This is a genomic window from Granulicella sp. L60 (assembly GCF_009765825.1).
In the GTDB taxonomy this organism is placed as follows: Bacteria; Acidobacteriota; Terriglobia; order Terriglobales; family Acidobacteriaceae; genus Edaphobacter.
The window spans coordinates 658,340-676,277 of record NZ_LMUR01000010.1 but is presented as its reverse complement, the minus strand read 5'-3'; the positions used below and the strand labels follow the sequence as shown (position 1 = coordinate 676,277).

The window sequence follows — 17,938 nt, the reverse complement described above, 5'->3', positions numbered from 1 at the left end:
CATATGGTTTTCGTCCGGGGCGCAGTCAGCATAAGGCGCTGGATGCGTTGTCTTACGCGCTCGTGAAAAAAGAAGGTGAATTACGTACTCGATGCCGACATCCAAGGCTTCTTCGATAACCTCGACAAAGCGTGGATGATCAAGTTCGTCGAGCATCGCGTCGCCGACCGACGCATCCTGCGCCTGATCCAGAAATGGCTCAAGGCGGGGGTGATGGAGGACGGGAAATGGTCGGACACGGAGACAGGTACTCCGCAGGGGTCGGTGATCTCACCGCTCCTTGCCAACATCTATCTACACTATGTGTTCGATCTCTGGGTGGACGTCTGGCGCAAGAAGTGTGCGCGAGGCGAGGTGATCGTTCTCCGCTATGCGGATGACATCGTCCTCGGCTTCCAGTGGGATACGGACGCAGACCGTTTTCGCAAGAGCTTGGAAGAACGGCTGGGGAAGTTCGGACTGGAGTTGCACCCGGAAAAGACGCGCCGGATCGAGTTCGGGCGGTATGCCGAACAGAACCGGAAACCAAGAGGAGAAGGCAAGCCGGAGACCTTCGACTTCCTTGGCTTCACGCATATCAGCGGGAAGAACGGGAACGGGTCTTATGTCGTGCGGCGCATGACGATCCGCAAGCGCATGCGAAAGAAGCTGCAGGAGATCAAGCAGCAACTAAAGATGCGCATGCATGATCCCGTGCCTCAGACCGGCGCGTGGCTCAGGTCAGTTGTACAGGGGTACTTCAACTACTACTCTGTGCCCGGAAATCTCGATAGCCTCGGGCTGTTCCGGGAACGCGTGCTTCGCTACTGGGGGCAGGCGTTGAAGCGCCGTAGTCAGAGACACCGGTACGCCTGGGTCCGTCGCCTCAAGCTGGCCGCACAATGGCTTCCTACACCTCGCGTGATGCATCCTTGGCCTCTTGACCGCTTCGCCGCCACCCATCCGAGATAGGAGCCGCATGCGCTAATGAGCGCTCGTGCGGATCTGTGCGGGGGGCGATCAGTAATGATCGTCCCTACCGCGACCTCATCGAATGCCCGCAAGCCAGGCATAGTCCTCCTTTACGGTTAGAAAGGTACTAGCCTTTCTAAGATGGGGCAGAGCCTGTTCGCTTTGCGCGCATCTGCGGACTCAAAACATGATGAGTGGATTGCCGTCAATGGCTCAAAGCTGTAACCGACCCACAGATCCAACACCCACCGGCACCGCGAAAATAAACTTCAAAAACCTGTCGTACTCCAGCACCCTCTAATGGATGACAGCGAAACACCATCACCCGCCATGCAGTTCACCACAACTCACCAGCAATCTACCATGGTGAAAACACCAAAAATCGCAAAAACCCCCAATAAAAACCACATTCCACCACACCAACTTTTTCTGCGCAAAAAACGTAAAATCGAAGTATGGAAATGAGCCGAACCGACGCTCTGGAACTCTTCGCGAGCGATGACCTGATTGGGATCGGCATGGAGGCCGACGCCCTGCGCAAACGCCTCCACCCCGAAGGCGTAGTCAGCTACGCCCTCGACGGCCCCATCCGCTACAACCACGCAACGCCTGAGCAAATCCTCAATAAAATCGCCCCTTTCATAGCCATGGGCGCCACCGGCATCACCCTCCAGGGCGAAGTCTCCCCCGGCCTCGACCTCCCCTGGTTCGAAGCCCTCTTTCGCACCATCCGCCAGCGCTTCCCCTCCCTCGATCTGCACTGCCTCTCCGCCAGCGAGATCCTCGCCATAGCCCAACACTCGGGCCTCACAACCCATGACACAATAGCCCGCCTCCGCGACTCCGGACTAACGTCAATCCCCGGTAACGACGCGGGTATTCTCGACGACGCCGTCCAGCAACAAGGCGCCCGCCAGCACTGCAAAACCGACGATTGGATCGCAATCCACCGCGCCGCCCATCGCCTCGGCATGCGCACCACAGCTACCATGATCTTCGGCGCAGGCGAGACCTTCGAACACCGCCTGAACCACCTCGAAGCCATCCGTCACCTCCAACAGGAGACCGGCGGATTCACCTCATTCACCCCGTGGAGCTTCACCCCGCACAGCACCGCGCTACGCGGCTTCGAAGAAGCCACTGCCGTGGAATACCTGAAAACATTGGCGATCTCGCGCATGTATCTGGAGAACATCAAAAACTTCCAAACCAACCTGGAGACACAAGGCCTGAAGGTCCTGCAAGTTGCACTGCGTTTTGGCAGCAACGACGCAGGCAGCGTCATTCCTCCCGGTCAACTCAACGCCGCCACCGAAGAGCAACTCCGGCAGGTCATTCGCGACGCAGGATTCAAGCCGGTACAGCGCGACACTTTGTATCAAACGATGTTCCTCCACTAACGCCTCTGATCCGGTATCAGGAGCCACAAGAACCATGACTTACACGCGTCTTCCGTCTCGAGCATCAGAATGAAAAGAGACGAGATACCGCATGAATCCACATCCTTTGCGACTAGTTCGCCATCCCATCGCGTAGAATCGGTTCGGTACGCGAACCTTCCGCTGGAGCAACGACCCTGCACTTTTCTCTTCAAAGACTAACGATTCAACTCGGGTTGCTGCTCGCTCCCAAGGGCTTCGGCCACTATTGGAAGACGCACTACGCGGATAAGACATTCGAGCATTTATACCGCTGGAATACGTTCGATACGGTGATGTTGATTCCCTACTTCATCGTCATGCTTATCCTCGCGTTCTACGGAGTCCATCGCTATCAACTCGTGTGGCTCTACTTCAAGAACAAGAAGAGCGCGGCGAAGTGGAACGAGCCGCCGATGCGATTCGACAGGAATCATCTACCGTTCGTAACGATTCAACTTCCAATCTTCAACGAACAATTCGTTATCGAGAGACTGATCGAAGCTGTTTGCAGGCTGGACTATCCTCGAGATCGTTTCGAGATTCAGGTGCTGGATGATTCAACCGACGAAACGACCGGAGTAGCCAGCGCTATTGTCGAGCGATATGCGCGCGGCTTTGCAGGTATGGAGCCGCAGCCGATACTCTACCTTCATCGGAGCAATCGCCACGGCTACAAAGCAGGAGCACTCGATAAAGGACTAGATGTAGCGCGCGGCGAATTTGTTGCCATCTTCGATGCGGACTTCGTCCCTCCGCCGCAGTGGGTGATGCAGGTGATCGATCACTTCGCTGAACCCGAGATTGGCATGGTGCAGACGCGATGGACTCACCTGAATCGAAACTACAGCTTCCTGACGCAGGTGGAGGCCATTCTGCTGGATGGGCACTTTGTGCTCGAACACGGAGGACGAAGCCGCGCGGGCGTGTTCTTCAACTTCAACGGGACGGCGGGGATGTGGAGGCGCGAGACGATCGCGACGGCTGGGGGATGGCAGCACGACACCCTGACCGAAGACACCGACCTTAGCTACCGGGCGCAGCTTGTGGGATGGAAGTTCAAGTACCTGCAGGACGTCGAGTGTCCGGCAGAGCTGCCGATTGAGATGACTGCGTTCAAGACGCAGCAGGCGCGATGGGCGAAAGGCCTGATCCAGACGGGCAAGAAGATCCTGCCGCGCGTGCTCAAGAGTGATGCGCCGTGGCACACCAAGCTTGAGGCCTGGTATCACCTCACGGCGAACATCAGCTATCCGCTCATGATCGTGTTGAGCGTTCTCCTGATGCCGGCGATGATCATCCGCAGTTGGCAGGGCTACATCCAGATGCTCCTGATCGACTTCCCGCTGTTCATCGCGAGCACCATGTCTGTCTCGACCTTCTACATGGTGAGCCAGAAGGAGCTTTACCCGAAGACCTGGTACAAGTCGATCATCTACGTGCCGTTTGTGATGGCTCTCGGCGGAGTCGGGCTGACGATCACCAATACCAAGGCTGTGATCGAGGCCCTGTTTGGGGTGAAGAGCGCGTTTGCCCGGACACCGAAGTACAGCGTGAAGAAGAAGGGTGAGAAGAGCCAGGCGAAGGTCTACCGCAAACGGCTTGGCATTGTGCCTTGGATCGAGCTTGCGATCGGCTGTTACTTTGCCTGGACGGTTTACTACGCCATATCTACGGAGAACTTTTTTACGGTGCCGTTCCTGTTGCTCTTCGTCTTTGGTTACTGGTACACCGGGTTGCTCAGCCTATTGCAGGGACGGTTCGAGCGGAGCGGGCCGGGGCAGGAGATCCACGAGAAGCCGTATCCGGTCGGCGTTTAGTGCGAATCTACTGCAGATAGACTGGTAAAGTGAGAGATGTCTCTCAAATCGCTCAGCAGTAGGAATGGGCCATGCTTACTAGTATTTTTATCGCGCTTGCCTTGTTTTTTGGATATGCGGTGACCGTGGGGTTATCAATGGCCGCTACCTTTGGCATCGCATCGGCTTCGCATGACTTCATCGTGAAGGACTACCGAATCAGGCGAAGATTCAAGTTCCTCCAGGACGGGATATGGCTGGTGTGTTCCGTTGCCGGGGGATATGTGACAGCCCTGATAGCAAATATCATCTTCCATCCTTGGATCGCCGGAGCAGGTCTGGCGACGATTCTGGTGATCGTTCTGTGGGTCAACGCATGGGAGATGCGGCAGCGCGGGGTTCCGCATCAGGTAGCGATGAGCGTACTGACAGTGGCTGGAGTCGTTCTAGGATTGATGATGCATCCACTCCCTCCCTCTTAGTCGACGGCTATGGACTCCCCCCCGATCCTTTCTTCTAAAGCATTTGCATTCACACACTTAGACCGCATCGCACCCTGCAAAATATTCATTCCAGATGCTTTACGAGTAAAATACTGATTCCAAAGGCTTTGCTCAACAAACAAGAAGAGCCCGGTGTTTACCAGGTCTTCTTGTTTGTTCTATATCCAGTATAGCGGCTTGATCCAAACTACTACGCAAGGTGTATGTTGCAGACTTCAAAGGGGAAGTTCAGATTCCGGGCTTGACAGGCAGATGGATGGACTGAGTGTTGACTACAAAGAGCAAAGAGAGGGATCTTCCCCTCTCTTTCTCTATTGCGACCTGTTTCGTACAGATGGGTCTATTGTTCAGCTTAGAAACGAACGCCGAAGGTTACTGGGATGTAGGTTGTGCGTGCGCTGTTCTGCGGGAAGGCGTTGAAGTACGAGGTGGCTCCGCTGATATCGAATGGGCGGGGCTGGTTGTCCGTCCATACATAGCGAGCCTCAGCAAAGAAGCGCTCTCCGGCGAAGCGAGAGAACTTGTAGGTGAAGCCTATGCCGCCGTCCAAGCCGAAGGAGTTGCTGGTGTACTTGTCGATGGTCTGATTTGCTTGGTACTGGAAGCAGCCGTAGAAGGGATCGCAGGACTCGCCGATGCCGGGAATCGTGAAGTTAGCGGTCTTGTGATAAAAACCGAGGCCAGCGGTGACGTAGGCGCCCCAGGTGTCCGAGGTGTAGTAGTTGATGACGGGATCGACCGTGAAGGACCAGACGTGGCTGCTGCCACCTAGCTGCGTGAGTGGGTTGCCGTTCTGATCTGTTGCGCCGAGGCTGTTGTAGATCGCCAGCAGATTATTGAGGGTGTTGGTCTGAAAGCCGAAGTGGTCGTAGTCGAACTGGACGAGGACGCCAAGGGTCTTATTGAAGTTGCGACCTCCGCCGACCTGAAACTTCCATCCGGGGGAGAGATAGTTATGCGAACCGCCGGTGGGGAGGGTGAATCCACCGCCTGCCACGAAGGTGTACTTGGAGGAGCCGTCCGGGTTGGTGCGGCTGTCGTTGTAGTTGGGGCGGCTGTAACGACGGCGGGGCGGCGGCTGAGAGGCGTCGTCGCTGTTGGTCAGAAACGTTTCGGCGTTTGCGGTCTCTTCGGTCCCGACGCTACTGCTGTAGTTGAGATCGGTCGGGGTGGAGAGATCGAGCGGAGCGGCGAGGCTCGCCTTGAGATCGATGGTCGGCAGGGATGACGCGGTGCCAGCTGACTGCTGAGCGTGGAGACCGAGCGTCCCGGCTGCGGCGAGAAAGGTGACTGCCGCGGTGCGGCCAATGAGGTTGGAAAGGCGAGATCTGCTGATCGGCGTTTGCATCTGTTCTAGGCTCCCTTAAGTGCTACGAGGTTCTTTTGAGGTTGAACCCGGTTGCAACGTGCTTGTTGTGTGAGACGCAGAAAATGCCACTTGGGATGACGTTAATCAGACTAATTCGTTTGATGACGAGTAGAAGATTTGGATGAAGAGATAGATACAGGGGTCCTGCCAGACGGGCCGCCTACTCGGCGCGAGGTCACTTCGTGACTTGTATACCCCCTCGGGTGGCCCTCCCGTTGGTCGGGATCATTCTTCGTTGCCGATCAACGGGAGGGCAAGCGCGAACGCCCGCCCTCCGCAGGTGGTTCTAGTGGATGTCGAACTGCTCCGGGTGCAGGCTTGGGTCGGATTTGACGAGGATGGTCTTGCCAACCATTTCTTCCATCTCCTGCAGCCATTTGGTGCCCGGCGCCTTGAGCTGTTTGACGACCTCGGGGTTGACGCGGAGCATGACGTCGCCACGGTCGAGATGCTTCTGCATCTTGCGCATCTCGATGTAGATGTCGTTGCATACGGTGACGGGCGATTTGACCATGCCGGTGCCGACGCAGACGTTGCATGTAGTCGACAGGGTGCGCTCGAGCGACTGCTTGACGCGTTTGCGGGTGATGGCGACGAGACCAAAGTCGTTGAACTGAAGAACCTTGGATGGGGCGCGGTCGCTCTTTAACTCCTCTTCGAGGGCGGCCATGACCTTGTTGCGGTTCTTGCGCTCATCCATGTCGATGAAGTCGATGATGATGATGCCGCCGAGGTCGCGCAGGCGAATCTGACGGACGATCTCTGGGATGGCATCGAGGTTGGTCTTGACGATGGTGTCTTCGAGGCGGGCCGTCTTGCCGACGAACTTGCCGGTGTTGATGTCGATCGCGACGAGAGCTTCGGTCTGGTTAATGACGATGGAGCCGCCGGACTTGAGCCAGACCTTCGAACGGAGAGCCTTGTTGATCTCTTCGGTGATGCCGAACTGTTCGAAGAGCGGGGTCTCTTTGGTGTAGAGCTTGACGCGGCGGATGAGCGAGGGCTGGAAGCGCTGGAGGAAGCGCAGGACGCGCTCGTACTCGGATTCACTGTCGACCCAGATGGCGGAGAAGTTGTCGGTGACCTGGTCGCGGAGGATGCGTTCGACGAGGTTGAGGTCGTGATAGATGAGGGCGGGCGACTTCGAGGATTCGGAGCGCTGCTTGATGTCGGCCCAGAGGTTGAGGAGGAAGCGGAGGTCGGAGCGGAGCTCTTCTTCGCTGGCGCCGGAGGCTGCGGTGCGAACGATGAATCCGCCGGAGGCTTCGCCCTTTTCGCTGAGCAGGATCTCCTTCAGGCGGCGACGTTCGCCGTCGGAGTCGATCTTGCGGGAGACGCCGGTGTGGTTGACCGTGGGCATGAAGACGAGGAAGCGGCCAGGGAGGGCGATGTGCGAGGTGATGCGTGCGCCCTTCTTGGCGATGGGCTCCTTGGCGATCTGGACCAGGATCTCCTGGCCGGGCTTGAGCAGTTCGCTGATGGCGGGAAGGTTGGTGGACTGCATGGAGCTGCGGCCTCCGCGACGATCGCGGCCTCCGCCACCACTGCGTTCACGGTCGCCTGCGCCGCCGGTGCTGCGAGGACGCTCGCTGCGACCGAAACGGTCTCCGCGACGTCCGTCACGACGACCGTCGCGTCGGCCACGGCCGCGGTCGTTGCCTTCACGATTGCGGTCGGTGGCGGGAGCTGCGGCTCCGATGCTGGGTTGTCCGGAGTTGTTGGTGTCGAGTTCACTGCCCTCGGCAAACTCTTCGTGGAGGACGTCCTCTTCGGTGTCGGACTCGTCGAGATCTTCGTCTTCGTCGCTTTCGTCATCGAGATCGCCGACGGTGGGATCGTAGATCGCGTCCTCTTCTTCGAGGTCGTCCTCTTCGTCTTGGTCCACGTTGCCGGAGCGGGTGATCTGATCGATGGACATCTCGCGGATCATGGTGCCGAGGTCGGCGGCGCCTTCGAGAGTTTCCTCTTCTTCGAAGTCGTCCATCTCTTCGATGGAGGAGGCGTGGAGGGTGGTGTTGAAGTCCTCGTCGTCGAAGGTCTCTTCCTCGATGACGCCGGCGCCGAAGTGGTGCGATGTGGCTGCCGCTTCGACGGCGTTTTCAGCGGGATTGGCGACGACGGTCTCGTGCTCGATGGGGGAGACGGATTCGGTCGCGTGCTCGGGAACGAAGGTGGCGACGGGGGCTTCGGAGTGCATCTCGCCGGTGGCGTGGAGGGTGGTCAGTTCGTGTGGGGCGGGCGCGGCTTCGGCCGGGGTCTGCCAGTCGAACTTCTCGTGCGTGGAGACGATGGGCTCCGCAACGGCGTGGAGGGAGGCCATGTGCTCATCGGGGCTGGGGGTGATGCTGTGGACGGAACTGGCTTCGTGGGTGTGGGCCTCGTGTTGTGATTCGACCGGGGTCTCATACGCGATCTGCGGCGCGACCTCGGGGATTTCTTTAACCTCCGGGGTCTCCAGTACAGGTGCGCTCTGGCGGAACTCGCTTGGGGCTATGGGATCGATCCGGTAGGAGGCGGAGGCATCGGTGGGCTCGTACTCTACGGGCTCGGCTGGGGTGGCAGGCTCACGGTGGAGCTGCTCTGAGGGTTCGGGAGAGATGATGTCGGGGTGCGCGGCGAGAAGAACTTCAGGCTGCTCCTCGATGGTCTCGGCTACGCTGACGCCCTCGGGGTCGCGGATGATTTGCGCGCGGGGAAGCTCCGGCTGCGCGTTGCGGAGGTCGGCGCGGGTGGACTCGCGATGCTCGGTGCGGGCCTCGCTTCGGGGCTCGCTGCGGTTTTCTCCACGGCGATGGCGTGAGAGAGATTCGCCGGGGAGGGTTGCGCCGCCATCCCAACCTTGCGGGATGGTGAAGCCGGGGGCTGCGGGGATGATGACGTTTGCATCCGCTGCTTTGGGCGTGGAGGAGGCTGCTGGCTCTTCGCCGCCGGAGCGGTACTTCGAGAGAGACTCTCCGGGGAGGATGATGGGCTCGGGAGCAGGGCCGTCGTTCTCCGGAGTGTCGGTGCTGTCTACGCCGTAGAGGGCGGTGCGAGGTGCGAAGCCGCGCGGGGCACGGGGGCCGCGATCACGTCCTCCACGGTCGCCTCGGCCACCACGGTCGTTGCGGTTGCCACGGTCGCGACGGCTGGCGTTCTCGGGGGAGTTTTCCCTGGAGTTCTCTGCTGAGAAGCTGGTGGCCTCGGTGGTGGAATAGGCGGACTCGATGGGGGCAGTAGTGCTGGTCGTAAATGATGGAGCGGAGGTGGCGTCGATGTCGAAGGAGTCTTCGGAATCGTTGGAGGTCTCGTAGGTGGAAGGAGCGGTTGGTGCGCCTGCGATCTGCGGGGTCTCGTCGCGCTGGCCACGGCCACGACGACGGCCACGACGACCACGCCAGCGGCGGCTGCCGTCGGCTCCGGGTGCGCCTTCGCCTAAGTCGGTGCCCTCGTTGCGATCGGCGGGAGGATTGGCTGGAGTCAGGTCGGCGCGGTTGAAGTCGGGAGCTTCCTCCACGGGTGCGGCGGTCTCGGAGACCGGCTGGCGGTCTCGGTTGCCACTGCGATCACGACGGCCTCGGCCGCCACGGCCGCGGTTGCGATCGCCTCGGTCGCTGCGTTCCGGACGAGTGCCGGAGTCGTTGGACTGGTCGAGACGGTCGGGGAGGTTCTCGGTTGAGCCTTCGATGATTGGTGGGGCGGCGTTGCGGTCTCCGCGGTCGCGATTGTCGCGGCGGCCTTCGGAGCGGCCTTCTGAGGGACGGCTCTCTGAGGAGCGGCGGTTGGAGTCGCCGCTGGTATCGAAGTCGGCGGAGTCGCCCGCCTCTTCCATGAAGTCGGTGATGTAGAGGAAGGCGTCGCGCTCGAGGCCGATGTCCACAAAGGAGGACTGCATGCCGGGCAGGACGCGGGTGACTTTGCCGTTGTAGATGGAGCCCGCGAGGGTGTATTCGTTCTCGCGTTCGTAGTAGATTTCGGTGAGGTTGTCGTCTTCGACGATGGCGAGACGGGTCTCGTGGGGTGTGCTGGAAATGTAAATTTCTTTCGACATTCGCTGTACTCTTTCTGCCCGACCGGTTAGGGTTCGAGCGGCAGACCGAGACAGAGAACAATCGGGAGTTGACCTGGCATCAAAGCCAGATATGGCTCACCGTGGAACGGACAGGATGCGGGATGCAGAAGCGCGTGAACGAAACTCGATAGCCGGTGCGAGATGTTGGAACAGCTCAGCCGTGAGCGCACTCGATTGGAGCGCGGATGGGGCAGTACCGGGTAGATCGGGGACACGGTGGAGTGCTTCGAGCGACAGCAGACATGCGGAGTTTGTGACCAGAACAACCTCAAAGTCAACGACTTGAGGCGGGGCCGTTCGCCATCCGGATGTATTCATTCCCTAAAACCTGTCCGGCCAACGGATCGATGTCTCTGGCTGGCCGGCCTTTTCTTCTAAAAGTCATTGTTGCCGCTATCCGGCGACCGTGCGCCTGGAGGAGCGGGTACGCTGAACGGCATCTACAGCCGGACAGGTGTTAGCTACAGTATTGCACTAAAGCCGCTGCAACGGGAAATTTACCCGTTATTGATGTCGATCCCATGAAATAAACAGGCCGGAGCTTGCTCGGCAGTTGTTGGCTGGCCAGGTTGACGCGTTGTGCAGACGGAACAACCTAAGAGATCTCAGAGCAAAGGTTGGGCTATCCGGCTTGCTGAAAACTGGCAAAGGCAGAAGCAGATCCCTGCGGGATGACAAGCAAAAGACAAAACAAAGAAGGGCTGGAATATGGAATATATCGATACTGCCTAGTTGACGAAGCGGCGCATGCGGATATTCATGACGATGCCGAGCGAGAGGAAGGTGAAGAGGACCGACGAGCCTCCGTAGCTGAGCAGGGGCAGCGGGATTCCGGTGACTGGCATGATGCCGACGACCATGCCGACATTGACTGCGATCTGGAAGACGATGACGGCGACCACCCCCATGATGATGAAGGAGCCGGGGAGGTCCGAGGCGGTCTGGGCGTTCTGGATGAGGCGCATGAGGATGAGGAAGTAGAGCAGTAGAACGCCGATGGCGCCGACGAAGCCGTGCTCTTCGCAGAAGGCGGCGAAGATGAAGTCGGTATAGGGAATGGGGAGGAAGTCGCCCTGGGTCTGGGTGCCCATGTTGGCACCCTTGCCCCAGATGCCGCCGGAGCCGACGGCGATGAGCGACTGACGGATCTGATAGCCGGAGCCGCGGGGGTCCGAGTCGGGGTTGATGAAGGCGTCGATGCGGGCCTGCTGGTAGGGCTTGAGATGCTTGCCGGATTTATAGACCCCGAGACCAAGAATCGCGATTGCGAGGAGGATGATTCCAGCCTGACGGAAGCGCAGGCCGCCGAGGAAGAGGCCGCAGATGAGGATGGGGAGATAGGTGAGGGCGGTGCCGAGATCGGGCTGCTTGAGGACGAGCGCCATGGGGAGAACGATCATGGCGAAAGCCTTACCGATATCGGCCCAGGTGAGATCTTTGCCTGCGAGGCCCCAGAAGTAGCGGGCGATGGCGACGATCAGGACGAGCTTGACCCACTCCGATGGCTGGAAGTGGATGCCGCCGGGAAACTTGATCCAGCGTCGGCCACCGAGGACCTTGGTGCCGACGGCGAGGACGGCGATCAGCGAGAGGATGCTGATGCCGTAGGCGTAGTGGGCAATGTCGATGAGGCGGTGGTAGTCGATCAGCGAGATGAGAAACATGAGGAAGATGCCGACGGCAAGGAAGCCGATCTGCTTGTGATCGAAGCCGTGGAACTTGGTGTGGAGGGTCGCGGATTTAATCTCAAGGACGGAGATGACGGAGAGCAGAAGGACGAAGCCCAGAAGGACCCAGTCGAAGTCGCGATAGGAGGAGAGGCGGGGCATGTCGCTGGTTGTAGTGTATCTACTTGCTGCGCAAACGCAGACGTTGTGCGCTATTGGATATGGAGATGCACCCGCTCAGGTACTGATGAGGCGGATGCTATTCGGCGGACGGGGTTGGGGTGGAGGGTTGGGGTTTGGTGGCGGACGGCGTTGATGGGATGGATTGAGTCGATGGTGCGGTCTGGGGCTCTGCGGGCTCGGGCGTGATGGCGATGCGGAGGTTGTTGTCGCGCTTGCGCTGCTTGTTGACGTAGGCGTCGATGACCTGGGCGGCGAGCTTGGCGGAGTTGTTCCCCCAGTTTCCATGCTCCCAAAGGACGGCGACGACGATGTCGGGGTTGCGGCGGGGCGCCATGCCGACGAACCAGGCGTTGGGATCGGTCTTGTGACCGCCGCCGGCGCGGGCGAGGGCATCGTGGCTCATGACCTGGGCGGTGCCGGTCTTGCCGGCGAAGTCGATGCCTTCGAGGTGCGCGGGGGCGGCGGTGCCGGTGGTAGTGACGGCGGCCATGGCGTCGGTGATGGTCTCCCAGTTTTCAGAGGTGAGCGGGATGGTTGCTTCGCCGGAGCCGGGGAAGGTCTCGTGAATGGCCTGAAGCTGCTCGGGAGGAACTTCGTCGGGGAAGACGACGTGTGGGCGACGGAGAACGCCACCGGAGGCGACGCCGCTGAGTGCGCGGGCTAGCTGGATGGGGGTCGCGGTGACGGCTCCCTGGCCGATGCCGACGGAGATGGTCTCGCCTGCGTACCACGGTGCGTGCTGCGTCTTGAGCTTCCATACGGTGGAGGGCATGGTTCCAGAGGCCTCGTCGGGAAGATCGATGCCGGTCTTCTGCGAGAAGCCTAGAGAGGTAGCGTATTTGGCGATGGTGTCGATGCCGAGGCGATTTGCGAGTGTGTAGTAGAAGGTGTCGCAGGAGTAGGGGATGGCGTTGTTGATGTCGACTGCGCCGTGGTGTTTGTCGCAGGCGTAGAAGTGGCCGTAGAAGGTGGCGCCGCCGTTGCACTGGACGTGCATGGTCTGGGCTACGTTCTCTTGAAGGCCGGCGACGGACATGATGATCTTGAAGGTGCTACCGGGAGCGAGCTGGGCCTGGATGGTCTTGTTGAGGAGGGGATGGTCGGGGTTGTTGAGGATCTCGTTCCAGTAGCTCTTGGTGAGGCGGACGGCGAACTGGTTGGGATCGAAGGTGGGGCGCGAGGCCATGGCAAGGATCTCTCCGGTGTGGGGATCCATGGCGACGATGGCGCCGATCTTGCCTTCGAGCGCTTTTTCTGCGGCCATCTGGACGTCGAGATCGATGGTGAGCTTGAGGTCCTTACCGGGGATGGCGAGGGTCTGGCCGAGGTGGCCGAGTTCTTTGCCGTGACTGTTGACGATGATGTCGCGGCTGCCGTCGGTGCCGCGGAGGAGCGCGTCGTAGGTCTGCTCGACGCCGGAGCGGCCGACGACGTCGCCGGGTGAGTAGAAGGCGTAGCGGGGATCGTCGAGCATCTGCTCGGAGACCTCGCCGACGTAGCCGATAAGGTGAGCTGCGAAGCCGTCGCGGGGGTAGAGGCGGCGCTGCTCGTCGAGGGTCTCGAGCTCTGGAAGCTCGTCGCGATGGGCGGCGATGAAGGCCTGCTCGTCGGGGGTGATGTCCTGCTTGAGAGGGATGGGTTCGTACTTGGGGGCGAGCTGGTAGCGGCGGATGGTGGCGTGAATCTGCTCGATTGGGATGTCGAGCCCCTTGGAGATGAGGGGGAGATCGGCTTCGAGATCCTTGACCTGTTCGCGGAGGAGGTAGCAAGTGACGGAGGGGTAGTTGTCTACCAGGAGACGGCCTTCGCGGTCGAAGAGACGTCCGCGCGGGGCGAGGATGGGAACCTTGCGGATGCGGTTGGCTTCGGCGAGGGCGCGGAAGTTGTCGGCGCCGACGACCTCGAGCCTCCATAGGCCGGTGATGAGAACGGCGAGAATGAGCGCGACGAGATACTGGACAGCGTGAAGCTTGCCGGCGGTGACCTTTTCCACCTTGCCGGTGGGGCCGAGGTCGTGCAGTTCGGGATGATGAGCTGCTTCCATGCTGTTCTCAGTCTACGACTGGCGGTGTGTGGATCAGGACGGCGTTGCGATTGGTGGATCTGTAAGTTAGACGACGGAATTTTGAGTTTTTGTTGAGATTATTCGCGCTGCTTGGTGTTGTCGAGCAGGAAGAAGATGGGGAGAGCAACGACCGTGTTGATCGCAGCGCGGATGAGTTCGTGCAGCCACTGAATATGGAAGTTCGTGAGTCCGAGGAGGTGACGGTTGATGAGATAGAGGAGAAAGCTGTTGATCAGGAAGAAGCCGAAGTTGATGAGGACGCGTGTGGTGAGATTTTCGACGTCCACCTGAATGCCGATGCTGGCAGCGATGTAGCCGATGACGGACTTTGCCATGCCGTTGACGCCGATCGGCTGGTTGGTGAGAGCGTCCTGGAGGAGGCCGATGGCTGCGCCGGTGAGGGTTCCAGCGACGGGGTTGCGACGCGAGACGGCAAAGAAGACGGTGACAATGAGAGGGAGATCGAGGATAGCGAGACGGGGAAAAGGCCGGGGCAGCAAGGCCTGCAGGACGATAGCTGCGAGCGGCACGAGGATCGCGACGGCGGGGGGAAAGCTGTGCTGCTCGAGTTCTCGGCGTGACGTATAGCTTCGGGTGGCCATTTTTAGGTGTTGCGTATGAGGTGGGGCTAAAAGGCTTGTGGCTGCTGGGGAGTCGAAGTTGGCGACGGGGTTTCGCTGGTTGGAGGCTTTGGTTTGCGAGGCTTTTCGGGTGTGGTTGTTTGTGGATCGGCTGGGACCGACGGGCTGGACGATGGTGAGCTTGTAGTTGCAGGAACGGGGTTGGCTGCGCCGGGTTTCAGATCGGCGGCAGGGAGAGTTGAACCGGGAGAGTATCGGTCCGGGTGGTTAGTCGGCAGAGGTTTGGGTACAACGCCGCCTGGTATCGCCGAAGTTGCACCGGGTGTGGCAGGGGCGTCGGGATGGTCGGGATCGTGGAGGCTGGGCAGTCGGTCGGCGACGATCTGGGCGGCAGATCTGGCTGCGGCCTCGGCGGCTTCGGCGGCCTGTTGAGCGGCAAGCTGTTTTGCCGCGGCCTGGGCGTCAGCGGTGAGAGATGCCACGGCGAGGTCTTTCTGAGCCGGAGCCGGTAGCGTCGGTTGCGTGCTGGTGATGACCAGAACTTCTTCGAGCTGGTTAAGGTTGGCGGCGGAACGAAGTTTGATGAGGGTGTATGGCTGGTGGTCGAGGTCTGGATCGACGGACTCGATGGTGCCGACAGGGAGGCCTCGCGGGTAGACCTGATCGCCGCCTGAGGTGAGGACCTCCTCGCCGGGCTTGATGCGGGAGTCTGGGGTGAGGTTGTTGATGATGATGCGTCCGGTGGTGCTGCCGCGGAGGATGGCGCGGACGCGGGTGGAGGCCAGGAGAACTCCTGCGCCGGAGGTCTGATCGTTGATAAGGAGAACCTGAGAGGTGTGGGGGAAGACGTCGCGGAGTTTGCCGACGATGCCGTCGGGCGTGATGACGGCGTCGTCTGGCTTGAGGCCATCTTTCGCGCCCTTATCAATATAGATAACGCGAGAGAGGTCGTTGCCGCTGGTACCGATAACCTGTGCGGCGACGGTGGACGAGACATAGTGCTGCTGAAAGTTCAGGAGGGCCTGGAGGCGATGGCCCTGCATGGCGTCTTCGGCGAACTCGGCCTGTTCGAGGCGAAGGCGGGCGATCTGCTCCTGGAGGTCGCGATTTTCCTGGCGAGTGTGGCGGAGATCGATGTAGTTGGACCAGCCATGGCGGAGGTTGTAGCCGATGGCATGGACGAAGCGCTCGATGGGGGTAACGGTAGAGACGGCCCAGTAGCGGAGGAGGGTGACTTTACTGCTGTCGGGCGCACCGGATTCGACGGGGCGACGGACCTGGACGGCGAGGCCGATGGTCTGGGCGAGCAGGATCGCCACCAGGACCAGGACGTTCTTGAAACGTGTAAAGAAAGATTCCATGCTCTGAGATGATTATCTGCGAATTAGCGCGTGGGCGCAGGTGCCGGGTTGGATGCGGAGCGTAAACTCGTTCCCTGAAGATTTTCATTGGTACTGCGGAACTCTTCCTGGATGTACGCCGTAAGTTGCGTCAGATCCTGTAAAAACTCTTCGGAGGTCGACGATGCTGCGTTTGGCGTTTCTTTTGATTTTATTTGTGACGATGCCACAGCAGGAACGAGTGCGCTCTTATGGCACGGGTAACGAAGGCGTCGTCTCCCGCAGCGGACCCGATTACAACGGCACAGTACAAAGTGATGGCCCGAACTACACGGCAGATGGACAGATGAAGATGCCTGAGCGGTATAGGGAGTGGATCTTTCTGACTTCTGGATTGGACATGAGCTACGACCACGCTGCGGCTATGGTGGGGCACTCCAGCTTCGGCAATGTGTTCGTGAATCCGTCAGCTTACAAGGCTTTTGAGAAGACGGGAACGTGGCCGGATAAGACGATCCTGGTGCTGGAGTTCCGCGGTGCGGAGGGTGCGAGTTCGATCAACAAGCAGGGGAAGACGGAGTCCCAGGAGCTAACGGGCGTCGAGGTCCATGTGAAGGACGCGAAGCTTGACGGTGGCTGGGGGTTCTTTGAGTTCGACGGAGACGCGCCGGCCAAGGTGGTCAAGCGTCCCTCGAGCTGCTACCAGTGTCATGAGAACCATGCCGCAGTGGATACGACCTTTGTTCAGTTTTATCCGACGTTGCTTGGACTGGCGAAGGCGAAGGGCGCGTTGAGTCCGGCTTATTTGAAAGAGATCGGCAGTGCGGGTACGACGAAGTAGAAGATCGGACGATTTATCTGTGCGGAAAACGCGCCACGGCCGAGGTGACCCGGGGTTGACAGCGCATAATAAAGAGAATGGCCTTTCGCTCCGGTTTCGTCTCTATCATTGGTCGCCCGAACGCGGGCAAGTCCACGCTGCTTAATGCCCTGCTGGGACAGAAGCTCGCTATCGTTACACATAAGCCCCAGACGACGCGGACGCGAATTCATGGCGTGCTCGAAGTTCCGCTGAAGAAGAAGGCCAAGGGTGAACCGGGACATCCGGCCGCGCAGGTGGTGCTGGTGGATACGCCGGGCGTGCACAAGCCGGATACACAACTGGATCGGCGCATGATGCAGGAGGTGTATGACGCGCTGGAGTCGCGGGATGCGGTGCTGTTTATCGTCGACGCGACACATCGTCTGCCCCGGCTGGAGGACGCGAAGGAAGCGAAGAGTACGGGCAGGATGGCCATGAGCGCTTCGGAAGATGACTTTGCGCTTTCGCTGATCAGGAAGCTGGAGTGTCCGGTGATTCTGGTGCTGAACAAGATGGACGCGATTGCGAAGAAGGATCTGCTGCCTCTGATCGCGCATTGGTCTACGCTGCACGCGTTTGCGGATGTGATTCCGATCTCGGCAAGGAAGAAGGAAGGCCTCGAACTGCTGATGGATAAGATAGTCGGCCAGTTGAAAGAGGGGCAGAGATACTTTCCGAAGCATCAGCTAACTGATCAGCCAGAGCGGTTCCTGGTTGCGGAGATGATTCGCGAAAAGATCCTGATGCTGACCGGCGAGGAGGTCCCTTATGCTACTGCGGTCGTTATTGAGAAGTATGAAGAACCGGCTTCGATGAAGAAGATGAAGGATGGCAAGCTGCCGGTGACGAAGATCTCTGCGGCGATCTTCTGCGAGCGGACGGGGCAGAAGGCGATCCTGATCGGCAAGCAGGGTGAGATGCTGAAGCGGATTGGGACGGCGGCGCGGAAGGATATCGAATCGCTGCTCGGAACGCGTGTGTTTCTGGAGCTCTTCGTGAAGGTGCAGGAGGAGTGGAGATCGAGCCGCGGGTTTGTTGAAGACCTTGACTGGCGGCGACAGCTCGAACTGATTGCCGAGAAACAGTCTTCGGAAGAGTAGATAGCGGTGTCTTTTCTTTCGCGGAATGCTGGCCGCGACCATAGACTGT

The 17,938-nt window shown here is 59.7% G+C and carries 13 protein-coding genes; 7 read left to right on the top strand and 6 right to left on the bottom strand.

The window, feature by feature from the left end:
* Nucleotides 1-75: 75 nt before the first annotated feature.
* The 5 genes from GSQ82_RS06020 to GSQ82_RS06000 all read left to right on the top strand — a co-directional run bounded on the left by GSQ82_RS06020 (nt 76) and on the right by GSQ82_RS06000 (nt 4,650).
* The gene (locus GSQ82_RS06020) at nt 76-951 is read left to right on the top strand and encodes a reverse transcriptase domain-containing protein (protein ID WP_216847022.1); all 876 of its coding nucleotides are present in this window, start codon (nt 76-78) and stop codon (nt 949-951) included.
* 300 nt (nt 952-1,251) lie between these two features.
* Nucleotides 1,252-1,416, top strand: a complete 165-nt coding sequence (locus GSQ82_RS06015) for a hypothetical protein (RefSeq protein WP_158791162.1) — start codon at nt 1,252-1,254, stop codon at nt 1,414-1,416.
* Nucleotides 1,413-2,351: a radical SAM protein gene (locus GSQ82_RS06010; RefSeq protein ID WP_254061449.1), complete on the top strand. Its 939-nt coding sequence runs from the start codon at nt 1,413-1,415 to the stop codon at nt 2,349-2,351. The genes GSQ82_RS06015 and GSQ82_RS06010 overlap by 4 nt, the downstream gene beginning before the upstream one ends.
* 215 nt (nt 2,352-2,566) lie before the next feature.
* Nucleotides 2,567-4,189 carry a glycosyltransferase family 2 protein gene (locus tag GSQ82_RS06005; RefSeq protein ID WP_254061448.1) on the top strand — a complete coding sequence of 541 codons (1,623 nt, stop codon included), beginning with the start codon at nt 2,567-2,569 and terminating at the stop codon, nt 4,187-4,189.
* A gap of 71 nt (nt 4,190-4,260) precedes the next feature.
* Nucleotides 4,261-4,650: a hypothetical protein gene (locus tag GSQ82_RS06000; protein WP_158791158.1), complete on the top strand. Its 390-nt coding sequence runs from the start codon at nt 4,261-4,263 to the stop codon at nt 4,648-4,650.
* A gap of 373 nt (nt 4,651-5,023) precedes the next feature.
* Here the strand turns inward: GSQ82_RS06000 and GSQ82_RS05995 are convergent, their stop codons facing one another.
* The 6 genes from GSQ82_RS05995 to mreC form a co-directional block, all read right to left on the bottom strand.
* Nucleotides 5,024-6,019: an outer membrane beta-barrel protein gene (locus tag GSQ82_RS05995; RefSeq protein WP_158791156.1), complete on the bottom strand. Its 996-nt coding sequence runs from the start codon at nt 6,017-6,019 to the stop codon at nt 5,024-5,026.
* 307 nt (nt 6,020-6,326) lie between these two features.
* The gene (locus GSQ82_RS05990) at nt 6,327-10,070 is read right to left on the bottom strand and encodes an Rne/Rng family ribonuclease (protein WP_158791154.1); all 3,744 of its coding nucleotides are present in this window, start codon (nt 10,068-10,070) and stop codon (nt 6,327-6,329) included.
* A gap of 749 nt (nt 10,071-10,819) precedes the next feature.
* Complete coding sequence (gene rodA / locus GSQ82_RS05985; RefSeq protein WP_158791152.1) at nt 10,820-11,920, bottom strand: rod shape-determining protein RodA; 1,101 nt, start codon at nt 11,918-11,920, stop codon at nt 10,820-10,822.
* Between the two features lie 97 nt (nt 11,921-12,017).
* Nucleotides 12,018-13,985, bottom strand: a complete 1,968-nt coding sequence (gene mrdA / locus GSQ82_RS05980) for a penicillin-binding protein 2 (RefSeq protein WP_158791150.1) — start codon at nt 13,983-13,985, stop codon at nt 12,018-12,020.
* Nucleotides 13,986-14,083: 98 nt separating this feature from the next.
* The gene (gene mreD / locus GSQ82_RS05975) at nt 14,084-14,608 is read right to left on the bottom strand and encodes a rod shape-determining protein MreD (protein WP_158791148.1); all 525 of its coding nucleotides are present in this window, start codon (nt 14,606-14,608) and stop codon (nt 14,084-14,086) included.
* A gap of 26 nt (nt 14,609-14,634) precedes the next feature.
* Complete coding sequence (gene mreC, locus GSQ82_RS05970; protein ID WP_158791146.1) at nt 14,635-15,948, bottom strand: rod shape-determining protein MreC; 1,314 nt, start codon at nt 15,946-15,948, stop codon at nt 14,635-14,637.
* A gap of 163 nt (nt 15,949-16,111) precedes the next feature.
* Between mreC and GSQ82_RS05965 the strand changes: the two genes are divergently transcribed.
* Both GSQ82_RS05965 and era read left to right on the top strand, forming a co-directional pair.
* Nucleotides 16,112-16,768 (top strand): cytochrome P460 family protein, encoded by a 657-nt coding sequence (locus tag GSQ82_RS05965; RefSeq protein WP_158791144.1) that lies wholly within the window; start codon nt 16,112-16,114, stop codon nt 16,766-16,768.
* Nucleotides 16,769-16,845: 77 nt separating this feature from the next.
* Entirely contained in the window at nt 16,846-17,889 is a 1,044-nt protein-coding gene (gene era / locus GSQ82_RS05960) for a GTPase Era (RefSeq protein ID WP_158791142.1), read from the top strand.
* Nucleotides 17,890-17,938 lie beyond the last annotated feature (49 nt).